Annotated in this window: 17 protein-coding genes, 1 tRNA gene and 2 pseudogenes; 11 read left to right on the top strand and 9 right to left on the bottom strand. The window is 65.9% G+C overall.

The genetic code is table 11. The features are described 5' to 3' along the window. Positions 1-18 precede the first annotated feature (18 nt). Both MTBSS4_RS16210 and MTBSS4_RS16205 read left to right on the top strand, forming a co-directional pair. Complete coding sequence (locus MTBSS4_RS16210; protein WP_173984443.1) at positions 19-975, top strand: response regulator; 957 nt, start codon at positions 19-21, stop codon at positions 973-975. A 126-nt stretch (positions 976-1,101) separates the two neighbouring features. Then, on the top strand, positions 1,102-3,483 hold the full coding sequence (locus tag MTBSS4_RS16205; protein WP_173984442.1) for a PAS domain-containing sensor histidine kinase: 2,382 nt from the start codon (positions 1,102-1,104) through the stop codon (positions 3,481-3,483). Positions 3,484-3,498: 15 nt separating this feature from the next. Here the strand turns inward: MTBSS4_RS16205 and MTBSS4_RS16200 are convergent, their stop codons facing one another. From MTBSS4_RS16200 to MTBSS4_RS16180, 5 genes are all read right to left on the bottom strand, one after another. Beyond that, positions 3,499-4,524 (bottom strand): hypothetical protein, encoded by a 1,026-nt coding sequence (locus tag MTBSS4_RS16200; RefSeq protein WP_173984441.1) that lies wholly within the window; start codon positions 4,522-4,524, stop codon positions 3,499-3,501. 109 nt (positions 4,525-4,633) lie between these two features. Further along, positions 4,634-5,536: a U32 family peptidase gene (locus MTBSS4_RS16195; protein WP_173984440.1), complete on the bottom strand. Its 903-nt coding sequence runs from the start codon at positions 5,534-5,536 to the stop codon at positions 4,634-4,636. After that, positions 5,533-6,522 carry a peptidase U32 family protein gene (locus tag MTBSS4_RS16190; RefSeq protein ID WP_173984439.1) on the bottom strand — a complete coding sequence of 330 codons (990 nt, stop codon included), beginning with the start codon at positions 6,520-6,522 and terminating at the stop codon, positions 5,533-5,535. The genes MTBSS4_RS16195 and MTBSS4_RS16190 overlap by 4 nt, the downstream gene beginning before the upstream one ends. Continuing rightward, positions 6,519-7,199, bottom strand: a complete 681-nt coding sequence (locus MTBSS4_RS16185) for an SCP2 domain-containing protein (protein ID WP_173984438.1) — start codon at positions 7,197-7,199, stop codon at positions 6,519-6,521. The genes MTBSS4_RS16190 and MTBSS4_RS16185 overlap by 4 nt, the downstream gene beginning before the upstream one ends. Positions 7,200-7,261: 62 nt before the next feature. Continuing rightward, on the bottom strand, positions 7,262-9,526 hold the full coding sequence (locus tag MTBSS4_RS16180; RefSeq protein ID WP_173984437.1) for a PAS domain S-box protein: 2,265 nt from the start codon (positions 9,524-9,526) through the stop codon (positions 7,262-7,264). Positions 9,527-9,721: 195 nt separating this feature from the next. On the opposite strand from MTBSS4_RS16180, the gene MTBSS4_RS16175 reads away from it, so the two are divergent. After that, positions 9,722-10,129, top strand: a complete 408-nt coding sequence (locus tag MTBSS4_RS16175; protein ID WP_173984436.1) for a hypothetical protein — start codon at positions 9,722-9,724, stop codon at positions 10,127-10,129. 4 nt (positions 10,130-10,133) lie between these two features. On the opposite strand, the gene MTBSS4_RS16170 is transcribed toward MTBSS4_RS16175, so the two are convergent. From MTBSS4_RS16170 to MTBSS4_RS16160, 3 genes are all read right to left on the bottom strand, one after another. Then, a complete protein-coding gene (locus MTBSS4_RS16170) occupies positions 10,134-12,305 on the bottom strand; it encodes an ATP-binding protein (protein WP_173984435.1) in 2,172 nt (723 codons plus the stop codon). A 270-nt stretch (positions 12,306-12,575) separates the two neighbouring features. After that, positions 12,576-13,646 (bottom strand): hypothetical protein, encoded by a 1,071-nt coding sequence (locus MTBSS4_RS16165; protein WP_173984434.1) that lies wholly within the window; start codon positions 13,644-13,646, stop codon positions 12,576-12,578. 44 nt (positions 13,647-13,690) lie between these two features. Beyond that, positions 13,691-14,500, bottom strand: coding sequence for a cell envelope integrity EipB family protein (locus tag MTBSS4_RS16160; protein ID WP_173984433.1), 810 nt, complete (start codon positions 14,498-14,500; stop codon positions 13,691-13,693). A gap of 245 nt (positions 14,501-14,745) precedes the next feature. On the opposite strand from MTBSS4_RS16160, the gene MTBSS4_RS16155 reads away from it, so the two are divergent. From MTBSS4_RS16155 to MTBSS4_RS16120, 8 genes and pseudogenes are all read left to right on the top strand, one after another. Beyond that, entirely contained in the window at positions 14,746-15,027 is a 282-nt protein-coding gene (locus MTBSS4_RS16155; protein WP_173984432.1) for a hypothetical protein, read from the top strand. Next, positions 15,024-15,527 (top strand): hypothetical protein, encoded by a 504-nt coding sequence (locus tag MTBSS4_RS16150; protein ID WP_173984431.1) that lies wholly within the window; start codon positions 15,024-15,026, stop codon positions 15,525-15,527. Before MTBSS4_RS16155 ends, MTBSS4_RS16150 begins: the two co-directional genes overlap by 4 nt. Positions 15,528-15,592: 65 nt before the next feature. Next, a tRNA-Ala gene (locus MTBSS4_RS16145) sits at positions 15,593-15,668 on the top strand. A 272-nt stretch (positions 15,669-15,940) separates the two neighbouring features. Continuing rightward, positions 15,941-16,267: pseudogene (locus tag MTBSS4_RS16140) on the top strand (transposase); the annotation flags it as partial. Positions 16,268-16,329: 62 nt separating this feature from the next. After that, positions 16,330-16,785: pseudogene (locus tag MTBSS4_RS16135) on the top strand (IS630 family transposase); the annotation flags it as partial. Continuing rightward, positions 16,779-16,961, top strand: coding sequence for a hypothetical protein (locus tag MTBSS4_RS22170; protein ID WP_217425564.1), 183 nt, complete (start codon positions 16,779-16,781; stop codon positions 16,959-16,961). The pseudogene MTBSS4_RS16135 and the gene MTBSS4_RS22170, both read left to right, overlap by 7 nt. 78 nt (positions 16,962-17,039) lie before the next feature. Then, positions 17,040-17,270, top strand: coding sequence for a hypothetical protein (locus MTBSS4_RS16125; RefSeq protein ID WP_173984430.1), 231 nt, complete (start codon positions 17,040-17,042; stop codon positions 17,268-17,270). Further along, on the top strand, positions 17,270-17,557 hold the full coding sequence (locus MTBSS4_RS16120) for a type II toxin-antitoxin system RelE/ParE family toxin (protein ID WP_173984429.1): 288 nt from the start codon (positions 17,270-17,272) through the stop codon (positions 17,555-17,557). Before MTBSS4_RS16125 ends, MTBSS4_RS16120 begins: the two co-directional genes overlap by 1 nt. Positions 17,558-17,600: 43 nt before the next feature. Here MTBSS4_RS16120 and MTBSS4_RS16115 read toward each other — a convergent pair. Then, positions 17,601-18,038 (bottom strand): hypothetical protein (locus tag MTBSS4_RS16115; RefSeq protein ID WP_217425563.1); only part of this gene is annotated, 438 nt, incomplete at its 5' end.

Below are 18,038 nucleotides of genomic sequence, written 5' to 3'. Positions count from 1 at the left end.
TTGCCAGGATGGTAAGCCATGACACACGATTTCCAGAGCGTGCGCGCCTTGCTGCGCAACCCCGATCCCGTCACCCGCAAGATCGTCACCGGAACCCTGGGCAACCACGGCTGCCGGCAGATCGTCGTCGCCGAGCATGGCGGCGAGGTCGAGCATCACCTGAAATCCGACATGATCGACCTGCTGATCTGCGACGCCGACCAGGGGCTTCAGGATGCCTGCGATTCGGTCCGCCAGATGCGCAACCGCGCCGACGGCGACAACGCCTTCGCCCTGTCGGTGATCCTGACCAGCCGCCCCGACCCGGAAACAGTGACCCACCTGATCGACAGCGGCACCGATTCCATCCTGGTCAAGCCGTTCCAGCCGGCAACGCTGGCCATGCAGATCGACACCCTGATCCGCTCCCGCCGGCCGTTCGTCATCACCCGCGACTATGTCGGGCCGGAACGCCGCGCCGACGGCATGCGCCCCGGCACCGAATCGGCGCCCAGGCTCCAGGTTCCCAATCCGCTGCGCGAGACCGTGACCGGCGGCGCCAACCGCGACGAACTCCGCCGCAGGGTCCGCGCCGCCTGGGAGGTGGTCAACGAACACCGCATCGAACGTCAGGCGGTTCAACTGATCTGGCTGGCCAACCGCATCCGCGCCGCCCTGCAGGCCCGCCCGCCCGCCGAAGAGGCCGCCAGCCTGATCGCCCAGCTGCTGCACTGCACATCGGAATTGCGGCTGCGGGTGGCCGGCTGCGGCTTCGACCACGTCGCCCACTTGGCGACAACCATGATCGAGATCGCCTATGGCCTGGGCCACAACATCGACAACCCGGATTCCCGCTGGCTGTCGGTCCTGCCCAAGGTCGCCGACGCCATCGGCGCCGCCTTCACCCGCGAGCGGGACGCGGTGCGGTCCAGCCGCCAGATCAGCCAGACCATAAGCCGTCACGCCCACCGCCGCGAGTCCATAGCCGCCAATTGAGAATTGAGGATAAGGCCGGTTCGTGCCAAAGTCTCCGAATGGAGAGGCGGGGAAGCCAGGAGCGGCGTCCCCGCCAGGCGGAAAATCCCGGCAGTCATGCTCAAATACTCGCTTCGAACCGTTATCATGCTATCCGCCGTCGCCGTCCTGTTGCTGTCGGGCGCGACCATCGGCTATTTTTCGCTTATTAACTCACGCAATGCCGTAAACTCTGTAGCCAAGGAGCTTCGGCGAGAGATCGCCAACCGGATCGAAGACCATCTTCGAGAGCTTCTCGACGAGCCGCAGCACGTTCTCCGCGAAAACGCTCTCAACATCGCCAATGGCGTACTGAGCGGCGCCGCCCCCGCCACCATCCGGCGACACTTCCTGCGCCAGTCGCTGATTCATCCCTCCCTCACCAGTATATATTTCGGCAACGCCGACGGCGGGCTGGTGGTCGGCGGCCACGACGGGCACCGCGAGGTGCTCTACACCATCGAGACCGAGGGGTTCACCGCCGGCACCTTCAACAAGTACCGGGCCGACGCCGATGGAACGCGGACGCAGCTGATGCAGTCCCTGCCCGGCTACGACGCCCGCACCCGGCCATGGTACCAGGCGGCGGCGGCCACCGACGGCGGCGTCTGGGGCAGCATCTACATCCTGTTCACCGGCCAGGACATGGCCCTGCCCCCCAGCCGGGCGGTGCGCGATTCCTCCGGCCGCCTGCTGGGCGTGGTCGGCGGCGACATTTTCGTGTCGCAGATCAGCCGCTTTCTCGCCGATCTCCACCGCCGGGCTCCCGGCCTGACCTTCATCATGGAGGACGACGGGGAACTGGTCGCCACCTCCAACGGGGAAGTTCCCTTCACCCTGGCGCCCGACGGCCGCCCCGGCAAACGCCTGAAGGCCGGCGACAGCAAGTCTCCCCTCATCGCCGCCAGCGCCGAAATGATCCTGGCGGACAACGGCGCGAGGGCGACACGGGGCGGCGACCGCTCGCTGACCCTGGACACGGCCCAGGGCCGCCATTTCATCGAGGTGACGCCGTTCACCGTCGATGGCGGCATCTCGTGGATGATCGCCACCATCGTGCCCGCGTCCCATTACATGGAGACGATCGACGCCGCCAACCGCCGCACCATCGCGCTGATCCTGCTGTCGGTGGCGGTCATGGCGGCGGTGATGTGGTGGCTGACCCGCTGGAGCCTGCGGCCATTGCGGATGCTGACCGATTCGGTCGACGCCATCGCCCGGGGAGAGCAGCCGCACAGCGTCGCCATCGACAGGAACGACGAGATCGGAACCCTGGCGCGGTCGTTCAACGCCATGAGCGCCGCCGTCAGATCCCATCGCGAGACCCTGCGCCGGACCCAGGACGCCCTGGAATCCCGCGTCGCCATGCGCACCCACGACATCCGCAAGCTGTCGATGGCGCTGGAGCAAAGCCATAACATGGTGATGATCACCGCGCTGGACGGCACCATCGAATACGTCAATCCGAAGTTCACCGAATTGACCCTCTACCCGCGAGACGAGGCCATTGGCGCCAATCCCCGCCTGCTGAAATCGGGCGAAACCCCGCCCCACGTCTATGCCGAGATGTGGCGGACCATAATCGAGGGCAACGAATGGCGGGGCGAACTGAAGGATCGCCGCAAGGACGGGACCATGTTCTGGGCCAGCGTCCTGATCTCGCCGGTCAAGGACGAAACCGGCGCCATCACCAATTTCGTCGCCATGCACGAGGACGTCACCCACCGCCACGAGGCCGAGGCCCAGGTCCGCCAGGCCAAGGAGCAGGCCGAGATCGCCAACCGCGCCAAGTCCGAGCTGATGGCCAACATGAGCCATGAACTGCGCACCCCGCTGAACGCCGTCATCGGCTTTTCCGAGGTCCTGCTGGCCGAGACCTTCGGCCCCCTGGGCAATGACCGGAACCGGGAATATGTCACCGACATCCATGCGTCCGGGCTGCATCTGCTGGATCTGATCAACGACATCCTCGACGTCTCGGCCATCGAGGCCGGCAAGCTTGAACTGCACGACGAGGACCTGGAGGTGGGCCGCACCGTCGAGGCTGTCGTCCGCCTGATCTCGCCGCGCGCCGACGCCGGCAAGGTCGGAATCCGCCAGGACGTCGCCGGGGGATTGCCGCTGCTGCGCGCCGATTCCAGACGCTTCAAGCAGATCCTGCTCAACCTGCTGTCCAACGCCGTCAAGTTCACGCCGGAGGGAGGCGAGATCACCGCCTCGGTCCGGCCCTCGCCGGACGGCGGCGTCACCGTCGTGGTGGAGGACACCGGCATCGGCATGACCGAGACCGAGATCGCCGTGGCCATGACCCAGTTCGGTCAGGTGGATTCCGGCCTCAACCGCAAGCACGAGGGAACCGGACTGGGGCTTCCCCTCACCCACGGGCTGGTCGCCCTGCATGGGGGAACCCTGGACATCGCCAGCGTCAAGGGCCGGGGCACCACCGTCACCATCGCCTTCCCGCCGGAACGCAGCATCGCGGCCGCATAGCCGGGGAAGGGAACGTCACCACCGCATCATGCCGCCCAGCGGCTTGGCCTTGGCGACGCCGCGCTTGGTCATCAGCACCCAGTCATTGAACTGCATGTAGCGCGGCGCCAGGAACTGGTAGATATCGCGGATGCGGTTGGTGTTCTCGTCCGAGCGCACGATGAACACCGTCTTCCATACCTGGATGAAGTCTTCCCAAGGCAGCAGACGACAGTGAAGGGCGTCGCGCACCTGACGGATATAGCCGATCTGGTTGTCGATGTTCTTCAGCATGGCCAGGATCTCGCCGGTCTGGGCGTCGACCTGATCGAAGAAGTCCTGCAACACCTTCAAGGCCCGCTGCGACAGGCGGGCGACCTGATCGGCGGTCTCGATCATCGAGCGGTCGGCGCCATAGATGCGCCGCAACCCCTGCAACTTCTCATCGATCTTCTGCACTTCGCCGAAGGTGTCGCGCAGCGCCTCGATATAGGCCAGTTCCTTGGCCAGGGTCTCGATGTAGCGTACCACCTCGTCGCGATTGTCGCGTCCCAGCCCCAGTTCCTCGGCGGCCTCGGAAAAGGCGAGCTGGACGTTCTTCTTGACCTGGGGGTCCTCGGCCACCTGGGCCAGTTCGGTGACGCTGCTGATGACGTGCTCGTTGCCGGTCAGCCAGGTGACCAGCTGCATGGTCAGGCGCTGATAGGCGATGCGGCGATGGCGGTCCTGCGGCTCCCACGACGCCTCGCGGGTGGTGACCTCCTTGGGCAGCATGTCGCCGGGTCTCAGGCCGCGGACGTGCTGCAATCCCTCGGCCACCTTGTCGAGCATGCGGAAGTCGTGGCTGTCCTCCTTCAGCATGAACTCGCGCTTGATGCCCTCCATGGCCAGGACGGCCTCGTTGGTGGCCAGCTTCAGCACCGCCACCGGCTCGCCCGAATCCGTCAGCCGGAAGTAAAGATCCTCAAACGAGGAAAAGAACTTGTGCTCGAACGTGATCTCACCAGAGATTTCTTCCGGCGCAGCCTTGTCTTTTCCTTTGTTGTCCGCTTCCGCAGCCATATCGCTCGCCCATCAAACCCCGCGTGGCGCGCCCCAAGCCCACCACCCCCGAATCGGGAACTCCACTTAGTATGCCCAGCCCCAACGCCGGGAACAAGGGGTGCGGTTATCAGTCGGTATCGATAAACAGGTGGCCGGCCTTGCCGTGGATATAGCCGTTGGCGAATTCCGCCCCCGGGCACAGGGGAACCAGGGCGGCCTCGGCTTCGTCCGCCGCCATGCGGCCGGCCAGCACGGCGCGGAACAGTTCCGCCACCCTCACCATGTCGAAGGTCTGGGGCCACAGGCGGAACCTGCTGATTCCACTGTCGGCCAAGCCGGCAACAGACCCCAGCAGGTCCATGTGATGATAGGACATGGTCTGGGTGCCGTTGACCGCCAGGAAGGGAACCTCGTCCAGGGTCTCCACGTCCATGCCGTCTGGATCGTCGGCGCAGACATATTGGCAGCCGTCCTTGGACAGGTTGCGGGCGCGGGCGGCATAGCAGCGGGCCGAGATGGCCAGAGGCAGCCGGCCGAAGGCCTGAACCTCGATCTCGGCCTTGGCGCCGGCCGCCAGGGTGGCGACGGCGTCGGCCGACAATTCCGCCGGCAGGCAGATGCGGGCGGCGCCCATGGCCTCCAGGCTGGCCAGGGTGCCCTCGTTGTAGATGTTCAGCAGCGGGCCGGCGACGAACGGCCGCCCGCCCATCAGCGCCGCCACCGAGATGTCGTTGGCCTCCACCAGGATGTCCGAGGCGGCCAGGTCGCGGGCCTGGGCCAGTTCGCGGTCGGTCATGATCAGGGCCAGCGACGACAGCACCACCTGCTTGCCCGAAGCGGCGACGCGCTCGACGACCTCGGGGATGAAGGGGTCGAAGAAAGGCGTGCGCTTGGAGCACACCACCTCGCCCACATGGATGGTGTCCACATCGGCCTCGTCGGCCATGCGGAAATAGAAGTCGCGGAGCGCTTCCGGCTTCCAGTTGAACAGCACGGGACCAAGGGTCAGCTTCGGCGAGGAGGAGGTCATCGCCAAGCCTTCTCGTAGGCGCCGGTGGTCTGCTTGCCGCCCTCGGTGATGCGGTCCAGGTCGATGTCGGGCAACGGACGGCCCGCCATCACCGCGTCGACTCCCTGGCGGAACGCCTGCACCACGGCGGCGACATAGGCGCGTCCGCGCTGGCGGCCCTCGATCTTGAAGGCGGTGACGCCGGCCTTGATCAGATCGGGCAGGATCGTCAGCGTGTTCAGCGAGGTCGGCTCCTCGAACAGATAGCTGGCCTTGTCGCGGGCGATGAAGCGGCCCTTGCACAAGGTGGGATAGCCGGCCGGCTCGGTGCGGGAGAACTTGTTGATGGTGAAGCCCCCCAGTTCCGAGGTGACGCCCTCGTGGGTCTCGGTATAGCGCACCTCGCCCGCCGGCGAGCACACGCCGTTCATGTTTGGCGACTGGCCGGTGGCGTAGGACGACAGGGCGCAGCGTCCCTCGGCCATGACGCACAGGCCGCCGAACACGAACACCTCGGTCTCGACCGGGGCGATGCGGGCGTTGATGGCGGCGATCTCGGAGACCGTCAGCACCCGGGGCAGCACCACCCGCTTCACGCCGTAACGCCCGGCGTAAAAGGCGATGGCGTCGGGATTCGAGGCCGCCGCCTGGACCGACAGGTGCAGACGCAGGCCGGGATGGCTGCGCGCCGCGTACTCGATCAGACCGATATCGGCCAGGATGACGGCGTCGGCCTCCAGCCGGGCGGCGTCGTCCACCGCCCGGTGCCACAGTTCCGGCTGGCCGGCGCGGGGAAAGGTGTTGATGGCGACCAGCACCTTGGCGCCCTTGGCATGGGCGTAGGCGATGGCCTCGCCCAGTTCCTTGCGGCTGAAATTGAGACCGGGGAAATTGCGGGCGTTGGTCTCGTCGCGGAACCCCACATAGACGCAATCGGCCCCGGCATCCACCGCGCTTTTCAGTGCCGCCGGGGTGCCGGCCGGACACACCAGTTCGGGCCGCATCATGCCGCGCTTCCCCGACGGGCGGCCTTGCGCAATTGCCTGACCTCGCTTTCCAGGGCGTCGATGCGGGCGGCCTGGGCGTCCACCTCCTTGACGGCAGGCGCGATCAGCGAGGCGCGCAGCATCTCGAAATCGTCGCGCATCCGTCCGACCAGCCCGATGGCGGCGCCGGCCATGCCGCGGAACACGCGGCCCAGCGGCCCCAACTGCAACGAGATGTCCTCGACGAGGTCGATGCCGGCGCCGTCGATGGCGTTGCGCAGGGCCACCACCACCTCGGTGTCGCCCTCGATCACCAGCCGGCGCGAAAAGAACAGGGCGTCGCCGTCGACCTTGCCCTCGGCCAGGCTGACCAGCATGTCCAGCGGGCCGTGAATGGTGGCCGCCACCTCGGCGGGATCGATCTCGCGCCGCACGGTCAGGGCGGGAGCCTCGGGATTGGGATCGAGCAGGATGACGAAGGGCAGGTCGGTCGGATCGATGCAGACCGGCTTGTCGGCGTAATCGGCCATGCGATCCAGGATATCGGGATGGCGGCGGCGGATGACGCCCAGCATGGCGTCGAAGACGGGTTGCAGCACCTGCGGCCGCACCGGCTTCAACGCCAGTCCCAGCAGCAGGACCGGCGAGAACGGCGGTGGTGCCTGCCGGACGGCGGCGCGGGCGTGTCCCGGAGTCATGGGTGGGGCCTCTCTCGATGACGGCGCGGTTTCGGTCTCGATATCAAGGGTCATAGCCCCCCTCATTGATGCCCGTCAAGCACCCCCAGGGCAAACAGGAAGGTCGTTCCCTCGCCGGGCGTCGATTCCAGCCAGATGCGGCCGCCGTGGCGCTCGACGATATGCTTGCACACGGCAAGGCCGATGCCGGTGCCCTCGTACGCCCCCTGGCCATGCAGGCGCTGGAAGATGACGAAAATCTTCTCGTGATATTCCGGCTCGATGCCGATGCCGTTGTCGGCGACCGAGAACACCCAGGTCCCGTCCTCTCGCCGCGCCGCGACGCGGACCAGCGGCCGGCGGCCGGGGTGGCGGTACTTGACGGCGTTGCCGATCAGGTTTCCGAACAGGCGCTCCAACTGGGCGGAATCGCCGACGACGGCGGGTAGGTCGCCGTCCACCCGCACGTCGGCGTCGGCGTCGGCGATGGCCGCCGACAGGGATTCGATCACCCGCGCCACCAGCGGCCCCGTCTCGACCGGCTCCATCGCCGATCCCTGGGTATCGATCCGGGAATATTCCAGGAGATCACGGATCAGCTGTCCCATGCGCTTGGCGCCGCCGGCGGCGAAATCGATGTATTCGCGGGCGGTGTCGTCCAGCCGGTCGGCATAGCGCCGCTCCAGCAACTGGACAAAATTGCCGACGGTCCGCAGCGGCTCTTGCAGGTCGTGCGAGGCGATATAGGCGAAGCGCTGGAGTTCGGCGTTGGAACGGGCCAGACTTTCCTCACCGTCGCGGATGGCGGTGATGTCGATTCCCACCCCCACCAGACACGGACGGCCATCCAGGACGAAACGCAGGCCCGAGAACAGGAACGGCGTGCGCCGCCCGTCCGTGGCCGTCAGGGTCGCCCTGGCCTGGGCAGCGCCATCGGCGAAGACCTTGGCGATCCGTTCCCCGATCAGGCGGCGGTCGTCGCCCTCGAACAGGTCGAGGGGGTGAAGCTCCGCCATCTCCGCCGCCGTCCGTCCCGACACCGCCTCCATGTTGCGGTTCCACATCAGGAAACGGCCGTCAGCGTCGAACAGATAGAAAATGCCGGGCAGGCTGTCGATCACCGCCCGCAATGTCGCCTCGCTGCGATGCAGCGCCCGGTTGGCGCGATTGCGCTCGGTGACGTCTTGCAAGATGGCGAACAGGTAATCGGGCGAACCATCCGCCCGGCGCTGAATCCGCACCGACAAGATGGTGTGCAGTTCCGCGCCGCCCTTGCGGATGAAGCGTTTCTCCAGGGAATAGCCGTCGATCTCGCCGGCCAGCAGGCGGTTGAATTCGGCCTGATCGGCCGCCAGATCGTCGGGATGGGTCAACTCGCTCCAGGTCTTGCTGCTCAGTTCCTCGGCGGAATAGCCCAGCATGCGGCAAAGCTGGTCGTTGACCCGGACCCAGCCCTTGCCCGGCGAGGTTTCGGCGAATCCGACCAGCCCCATCTCGAAATAGTCGCGGAACCGCTGTTCGCTCCGCGCCAGCCTCTCCTCGGCGTCCCTGCGTTCGGCCAGCGCCCGCCGGGCGTTCTGGGCCGCCGCCGTCGCGATGACCAGGGCAAGGCTCATGACAAGCCCGAACGCCAGGACGGTGTGGGCCGCGAAATCGCCCACGTCCCGATCCATGAGCAACGCCTGCCACAGGGCGATGGCGGCGGCGGCGGTGCCGGTTCCCGCCACCATCGGCAGCCAGCCCGGCCGGGCGGCGAACCGGCGCAGTTCCAGTTCCCACGCGACCGCGACCACGCCGAATCCCAGGGTGATAAAGCCTATCGAGGTATGCAGCGCCATCCGGGTCAGCTGACCCCAGCCATAGGCGGTGGGCAGGCCGGTCAGATAGCCGGAGAAGGCGACCAGCCCCAGGCCGGCGGCCAGGGACCCCAGCCATCCGACGGCCATGAGGCCACGCCTTGCCCGAGGCGCCGCCCCTCCCACCGTCAGCGCCATTCCGACCAGCACGAAGCAGAGGGCGGTGTTGGGCGCCATCCGCCCGCGATGGGAGGTGTCGACGCTGACGTAATGGGTCATCAGGATTTCGTCGATGCCCAGATCGAGCGCAAGCAGGTACTGGATCAGGGTCAGGCCGCCGATCAAAGCCACCGGTGCCCCGAACCCCGGACTCCAGCGGTTCCGGCCCGTGGCGAGGGCCACCAGCCCGGCGCCGGCCAGCAGAAAACCGAGGGCGGTGTTGTACTGCATCGGCACCAAGCCCGGCAGCACCTGGATCAGCGACGCCAGCCGCGCGTGCCACCCCACCATCACCCCGAGCCCGAGAGCGGCCGCCAGGATACCGGAAACCACGGCCAGGGCCGTCCTGCCTGAAAGTCCCCGTGCTTCGCCTGTCAAGAAATCCGCTCCGAATCGTGGACTGTTCCACGCCACGACAGCATAATCCGGGGCTCTGCCGCCGACAAGACCACGCACCAGCCCTTAGCCGTACCTATTCCAGGCAAGTAAGCATACGACCAATAGTATTGGTTTTATCCGGAGATCACCATGCCCGTCATCTATGTCGCCAAGAGCAAGACCCTGCAAGCCTGGGGGGCCGATGTCGGCCTGGGCAAGAACCTCTACAAGATCGGAGTGGTCGAGGAGGGCGACCCGGCCGAAATGCTGGCCTCGGGCTTTGCCGGAGTGAGCGATTGGGAGGTGGTCAAGACCCGGGACGTTGACGACGTCGACGAGGATGCCGCCCTCGCCCGCCTCGCCCGCAAGGAAAAGCTGGTCGATCCCACCTATTACCCAAAGGTCAGGGGCGCGCGCGGGCTGGTCAAGGTCGACCTGATGAAGGTGGAGAATTCCATGCGCATCCGCATCGCCCTGGAGACCAACCAGGAGCCCAAGGCCCTCAAGGTCAAGCCCGCCGACGTCGCCCAGTATCTGATCACCAACGCCCTGGGCTGATCCGTCAGGCATCCTCCAGCCGGGGAACGGCCGGGGCCGGCGACATGCGACCAGCCGGCAGAATGATGCTGATCAGGGTGCCCGCCCCCTTCTCGCTGGAAATCTCCAGGGTTCCGCCGTGCAGTTCCACCAGGCCGATGGTCAGCGGCAGCCCGAGTCCGGTGCCGTCATGCTTTCGCGCCAGACTGGAATCCACCTGGCCGAACTTGGTCACCGCCTTGCCGACCTCGTCCCTGGTCATGCCAATGCCGGTATCCTTGACCTGGATCGTCAGGCGTCCGTCGAACAGCATCCTGGCGGAGACCGTCACGGTTCCCCCCTCCGGGGTGAACTTGACGGCGTTGCTGAGAAGGTTCAGCAGAATCTGCTTCATCCGCCGGGCGTCGGCCCACAGGAGCGCCAGTCCGGACGGCGCCTGGAACCGCACCGTCACCCCCCCTTTCTCGGCCCGCGGCACCACCAGCCGGACCGAGGATTCCAGCAGCCGGCCGATGTCGACGCTCTCCTCGTGCAGTTCCATCTTACCGGCCTCGATGGCGGAAACATCCAGGATGTCGTTGATCAGTTCCAGCAGGTGCTGGCCGGAAAAATGAATGTCGCGGGCGTATTCCTGGTATTTTTCCGCCCCCAGCGGACCGAACATCTGCATCAGCATGGTTTCGGAAAAGCCGATGATGGCGTTCAGCGGCGTCCGCAGCTCGTGACTCATGTTGGCGAGCAGTTCCGATTTGGCCCGGCTGGCCACTTCCGCCTGCTCGCGGGCGAGTCTGACGCCATCCTCCTCCAGCTTGCGCCTGGTGATGTCCTCGTGCATGGCGACGAAATGGGTCAGGGCGCCACCGGGTTCCCGCACCGGCGCGATGCTGACCGCCGCCCAGAAGACGCTGCCGTCCTTGCGGCGGTCCTTGATCTCGCCATGCCATTGCCGGCCGCACAGCACCGTCTCCCAAAGATCGCGATAGACCTCGGGAGGGGTGTCGCCCGATCCGAGAAAGCCGGGCGGCCGCCCGATGGCCTCGTCCGGCGGGTATCCGCTGATCTCGGTGAATCGGGGATTGACGTATCGGATGATCCCGTCGATGTCGGTGATGATCACCATGTGCGGACTCTGCTCGACGGCGCGAGAGAGAATCCGGATCTGCTCCACCGAATGCTCGATCAGGCTGTCCCGCTCGGCGATGGCGTCGGCCATGGAGTTGAGGGCGTCGGCGATGCGGCCGAATTCGACGGGGTCGCGGCCGTCGACGCGCAGGCGGGCCGAGGAATCCCCGGCAGCCAGACTGGCCGCCACCTTGGCGAAACGCTTGGTCCGGCGGCCAAGGCCGAAATAGTCGATCAGCACCAGCAGCAGCACCGATCCCGCCGCCGTGGCGCCAAAACCGATCAGATGCGTTGTTCGCGCCCGGTCCAGTTCGGCGAGGGCGGCCCTCTGGTCGGTGCCGACCGCGATGCGGATGCCGCCGTCGAACGAAGTCGCCGAAAAGCTTCGCGGCATCTCGTCCGGCAAGGTGAGGTCGAATCGCTCCAGGTCCGCCCAGGCGTCCCCCAGGCCGATGGAGGCGCCGACCAGGCCGGGGGTGGACGGCCAGATGGCCAGGATGGTGTCGCGATCGTCCAGGACCAGGACCCGCTCGCCGGGATTGAGCGCCAGTTCGGCGATCACCCGGTCGAGCCAGTGGAGGTCGATGCCGGCGACCAGGACCCGGTCCCGGCGGTTGTCCGGCCCGGACAGCGGCGTCGCCATGGGCAGGATGGGGCGGCCGTGATTGGGACTGATGGTGGCGACGCCGACGGCGGTCCGGCCGATCCCGGCCATCTTGGCGACCGCCGTCATCGCCTCGGCGATGAAGCGTGCCTGCCCCGGAACTCCGGAACAATCGACGACGCCGTCCACCGTGCCGCGCGCCAGATTGGCGAACAGCCGGGACTCCGCCCGAATCCGCCTGATCCAGGCGGCGCATCGGTCCGGACTGCCGCTGTGAATCTGATCGGACAGGGCCACCTGTTCCAGGGCGAGGCCCGCCGCCTCGATCATGGCGCGATGCTGCAAGGCCACCGACCGCGCCAATGTCGCCCCACGACCATTGGCGGTGTCCATGACCCGGTCATTCAGAATGGAAACGTAATGAACCTCCAGCATGACGAACGGAACAAGCGCCGCGAGCGCGATCAGCACTCGGCGCCTGATAAAGGAAATCCGTCTTGCCCCGCTGTTCACCCCCCGCCTCCGCCCCTGTCCCTGGTCTCAGCCCCCGGATTTTATTATCTTGCGATTAATGTATAATCCAGGGACGCCACCATCAACTCCAATATTCTACAGCAGCGCCTGATATTCACGCCGGAATACGCAATCAATAATAGGAAAACCATGACGAAGACAAACCTTTGGCACTCGACCACCTGGGGCGGGTGGCGATGACCGCCGAACTGGAATCCGGCTGAACTCCTACCGGCCCGGGTCGGATCGCGTCAGCACGTCCAGGGTCTGCTGCAACTGGTGGCGCTGTTCGTCGACGATGGCCGCCTGACCGGCCATGCCGAGGCCGGTCAGAATCTCCGACAGGCTGCCAAGCGTCAGGATCATGGACGGGACCGCCGCCACCGGGTCCTTGCCCACCACCTCGTGGAACAGGTTGACCGCCTCCAGCGCCGCATCCAGGCCCGAGGCGCTGTCGCCGGCCTGATGACGCCGCCCGGCCTGGTTGCCCAGGGCCTGGGCCAGGAACAGGCGGTATTCGGCGGCATCCTTGTCGAACAGCAGCCGCGCCAGATCCACGGCTTCGTTGGCCGAAGCCAGCGCCACATCGAAGCGGCCGGCCCCGGCCATGGCCAGCGAGGCCTGTTGCAGGGTCAGCGCCAGCAGATGCACCATGGCCGGCGGCGGACCATCGGCGAACAGCCCGATCATCAGCCGGCGGGTATCCACCGCCTCGCCCCATCGGCCGATCTCGGAAAACGCCATGGCGGCCCGGTGCAGGGCCTCGACCATGGAGCCCAGATAGGGCGTCCCGGCGGCGCCACCGGCGCGGAATACCTCGACCGCCTCGGCCAGCACGTCGAGGCAGCCGCCGATATCGCCGTCGCGCAGCCGCTTGCCGGCAAGGTTGATCAGGCAGGACACCAGCACGAAGCGGGCCTGATCCGGCCGGGCCTCGACCGCGAGACGGGCTTCGGCCACCGCCTGATCACAGGCCGACCTGGCCCCGTCGCGGTCGGCGACGTCATCCAGACGGTTCGACAGGGAATTCAGAGCCGAAGCGAGATGAACGCGAAAGGCGCCGGGATCGACCTCGGCCATGGCGCGGAACAATTCCACCGCCTCGGCCAGGGCCGCCGCCGCCGCCGCCGCCTCGCCGCGTCCGGCCAGCAGCCCCCCCAGCCGGACCAGGGAATCGGCATGGGCGGGAAACAGGGATTCGGGGTCCGCCTCGATCCGGCGGCGGAATTCGGCGACCACGGCCAGCAGACGCTCGAACTCGGCATCGGCATCGGCATCGGGGGACTGGTGCGAAGACAAGCGTCGTGGTTCCTTCCGGGGCAGAAGCGTCCTGGCGCGGCGGGTCAGCACTTGGCCCGGGGCAGCGTCTCGATGGATTCCAGCCGCCCCTTGAGACTGAAGGTCTTGAAGATCTGCTCGATATCCTCGGCCACGCCGTTCGGGTGGTAGGTCAGCGACATCTCGAATTCCGGCAGCGGATCGGTGCTGCCGGCCGGAAAGAACGCCATGCGCATGGGCCACACCGGCGATTCCAGCAATGGGCTGTTCAGCGTCGCCGGCTGCGCCGTCACCGCCCGGCCGATCTGGGCGCTGGTGTCGAACGGCCCTTCGTCGCCCTGGCCGTCGAACAGCGGTCGCGACAGGATGCGGCCGCCGGCGCGGGCGGTCTCGATCAGGCGGATGGTGTGGGCGGTGGGAAACAAGGTGCCCTTTGGCAGCTTCACCGTATAGACCTCCGGCCGGGTATAGCGGGCGATGCCGCCCTGGCCGGCGCCGTTCAGCCTGGCGGTGCCCTCCACCTCCTCGGTCACCTGCCCGTCGCGGGCCTGACGCACGCGAAAGCGGTAGGAAAGCCCGTCCTTGGACTCCCACCCCAGAAAATCGGTCGTGGTCTCGATCTGGCCGCCCTCGGAATAGGCATAGGTCATCACCAGCCGGAATTCCGTCACCCAACCGTCGCACGAATCCACGAACTTGTAGGTCCAGGCCCCGCCGGCATTGCTCATGCCGCTGCCCGAGCGCGAGGAGGACAGCCCCATGCGGTAGGTGGCAAGGTGCGACGCCAGTTCGGCCGGCACGGCGGCGGCGGCCGAGGCAACCGATGCCAGCGCCGCCATGCAGCCAAACAACGCCACTCCACGCAACCGCCTCATCTGACCCTCCGGTGGGAAAACGTTCTTCATTATACACCTCCCCGCGCGGGGAACCAGACGAGACATCCGTGACGGGACGATCCTGCCGGGCACCAGGCAAATCCTGCCGCCCCCCGGGAAGAAAATTCCCGTCGCCGGCCGTGGATTCCGGCGCGCGGTCCCAGGAACCGCCATTCATGCACTTGGCATATGGGTTGCGAGGCACCGTCCGGGAATGGGGTTGCACACGACAAGGAGTGAGAGGAATGACCTTCGATTTCGCTCCCGACTGGATGACATCGCTGCTGAACGGAACCTCCTTCACGGTCGCCGATCCGGTGGGCTCGGCCTCGCCCGGCGCCATGGCGGTCCCGTCCTACCCGGATTGCGCCGAGGTGGCCGCCCTGGTCAGTGAATTGTTCGCCGAGGGAACCCTGTCCCCCGATCAACTGCATTCGCTGGCGGGCCTGCCCGAGCTGAGGCCCCACCTGAACACCAGCCTGGCGGCGTGGCCGCTGTCCAGGCGAAGCCGGGCCATCCTGCCATGACGCTGATCAGCTCCGCCCTGTCCCGCCTGTTCGCCGATCCGTGGGAACGCACCGTCTCGGAACGAACCCGCCACGAGCCGCGCCTGGGAGACGCCGGCGCCGCCCAGGATGCCGGCACGGCCGCCGAGACCGGCGAACTGCCCGCCCTGCCCGCCCCCGGCGACTTCGCCGCCCAGCCCCGGTTCGACCTGCGCAACATGTCGCCGCGCCAGTTCGCCGACACCACCCACGAACTGTATCTGGAAGGCACGCTGAGCTGGGACGAGTTCAAGATGGTGGGCTTTCCCAGCGAGCTTGACCCCCGCTATGACGAGACCATCGGCGCCCTGACCGGCGAAAAGGCCAATCCCGACCAGCCCAAGGACATGCTGGCCCAGTGGGAACAGCGGGTGGATTTCGAGAAACGCCACAATCCCGACGCTCCCCAGACCCGCACCGCCGAGACGGCGCTGGAAAAACTGTCCTGGCTGTCCCTGCCGCCGCTGAGGCTGAGCGCGTAGGAATCGCGCCAACAGTGGCGCTTGACAGCGCGGGGGGGTTTGAACATTATCTCGCTTCCCTTTCAGGGGCCGTAGCTCAGTTGGGAGAGCGCCTCGTTCGCAATGAGGAGGTCAGCGGTTCGATCCCGCTCGGCTCCACCAAGTTTATCAAGGGCTTAGCCGTTCATTCGGCTAGGCCCTTTTTCTTTGCGGAATCATAGCGGAATCACGCGGAGGTAAGGCGGGGACAATTCACCACGACGAAATCATGACTCTTACGGGCATTATTGGCAAAATGGCTTTCACGAAAGGCAATCGATAGGAGAACGTGATGCGTATAACCGTGATTCCGGGTGGCCCAGGGGACGAAAAATCAGAAGCAGAGCTCCTCACCTACGCATTGGATAAATTGGACAGCCTCGAGAAGCACGCCCAGCCAATTCACCAGCCCCCGCTTCACCCAGGTGCTGAAGGATGCCAAGGTGCGCATCAGCATGGATGGCAAGGGCCGCTGGATGGACAACGTCTTCATCGAGCGCTTGTGGCGGTCCCTGAAATACGAATGCGTCTATCTGCACGCCTTCGAGACCGGATCGGAACTCCGGGACGGCCTCGGTATCTGGATCGACTTTTACAACACCCGCAGGCCGCATTCATCCCTGGCTGGACGCCCGCCCGACGAGGCGTATCATCAACGCACGCCGACACCGTCTCCGGGGCATGCCCCGGAGACGGTGTCGGCCATCCCGCTGGCGGCATAAAAGGAACCCGGCGATAGCTTAACAAAGCCGCCATTCTGTCCAAATGGACGGGGCCTCCTCTGTGGGCTCGACGCGGCACCCGGCCATCGGCTCCCAAGGATCAGAGGACGGTCTCGGCCTATCTGTTCGGCGCCATCTGCCCGGCTTTGGGAAAAGGGGCCGGTCTGGTCCTGCCGTTTTGCAACACAGCCGCCATGGCGCTGCACCTGGAGGAAGTCTCTCGCGCCGTGGCCCCGGGCGCCCATGCGGTCCTCCTGGTGGACCAGGCCGGATGGCATCTCTCCGCCGATCTGACGGTCCCCAACAACATCACCTTGCTGCCCTTGCCGTCAAAATGCCCGGAACTCAATCCGGTCGAGAACATCTGGCAGTTCATGCGCGACAACTGGCTGTCCAACCGGATCTTCCAATCCTACGAGGACATCCTCGATCACTGCTGCCACGCCTGGAACAAGCTGATCGATCAGCCCTGGACCATCATGTCCATCGGACTCCGTCGGTGGGCGCATGGGTGCTGATCACCGGGACTTGGTATTACCCCATGGTCGCGCCCGATTATGCCGAGCGCCGCTCGGCGCTGGCGAAGGCCAGTGGCCTCGGTAATTCGCGGAAGCAGCCGCAGGTGGAAGTGATCCCCGAATCCGCTGAACCGGCGGAGGCGAAGCCCCGGCACCGCTACCCCGCCTCACGCTGATCCAAGCCCACCGAATGACCGATCACAGCGGGCTCATTGCGCGCCAGCCGCCGAATGCGCTACGGTAAGGCCATGGCAATGAAGATCGAAACCACCGTCAGCACGGCTGCCGCAGACCTCGCCAAAGCGGGGTTTGCTGGCAATAAGCGCATCATGATGATCGTCCTCGACGAAGAGGACGAGGCGAAGCTGGCCGATCTCCGCGCCGCCATGATCGAGGCGGACGCCAGCGGCGACTATATCGACGGCGATGAGGCCTTCGCGCAGGTCCGCAGCCACCTTGACCAGAAATTCCGAACCCGGTCCTGATGCCGCGCGTTCTTTTTCGTCCGGCAGCCGTCTCCGATCTCCGACAGATTGCCGAGTACATCGAGACCGACCGGCCAGGTCGTGGCTATTCGTTCGTGGACGAGATACGGACGGCCTGCTCTGTCTGGGCGGGAAACCCTCTGGCAGGGCGTGCCCGCATCGAACTCGGCGACGACATCCGCAGCTTTATCCACGGCAACTATGTCGTCTTCTATCGCCCGCTCAAGGACGGCATCGCCGTTCTGCATGTGCTACATGGGGCACGCGATATCGGCCGCTTGTTCTGAGCAAACGGTCCGGACCGCCTGCGACAACGGACTGTCAGGAAACTTAACGGCTCCGCACAAGAAGGCGTTCATATTCAGCGTTGAGATATCCATCGACCGCATCGACGTCCAAACCGCCAGCTTGATACCAAACTTTGAGTTCCTTCAGAGCTATGGTACCGAAACGCGCCCAGCCGATCATGTTGGCGCGAAGCATGAACGGGATTATGTAACCGCCTGACTTCAATGCCGCGTCGGCGCCATCGACGATGCAAAGTGTTCCATGGCCGATCAGGAGCATCCGCCGGAGTTCTGGGTTTTTTTCGAGAGGGGCGCACTCGCCCAACGGCACGTCGCGGTAGAATCTCTGCTTAAAGGTCCACATGACCCGGATTAGCGATTCGGTTATGAGCACAGGGATCGCCAAGGCCATGCCATGGCGAAAGTCGTATCCTTGTTCAAAGACGCGAACCGCAATCTTTGCAAAATTCTCTTTGATCTC

It is taken from the genome of Magnetospirillum sp. SS-4 (assembly GCF_902729425.1).
Classification (GTDB): Bacteria; Pseudomonadota; Alphaproteobacteria; order Rhodospirillales; family Magnetospirillaceae; genus Phaeospirillum.
The sequence above is the reverse complement of the archived record's forward strand: the minus strand, read 5'-3'. Positions and strand labels throughout refer to the sequence as shown.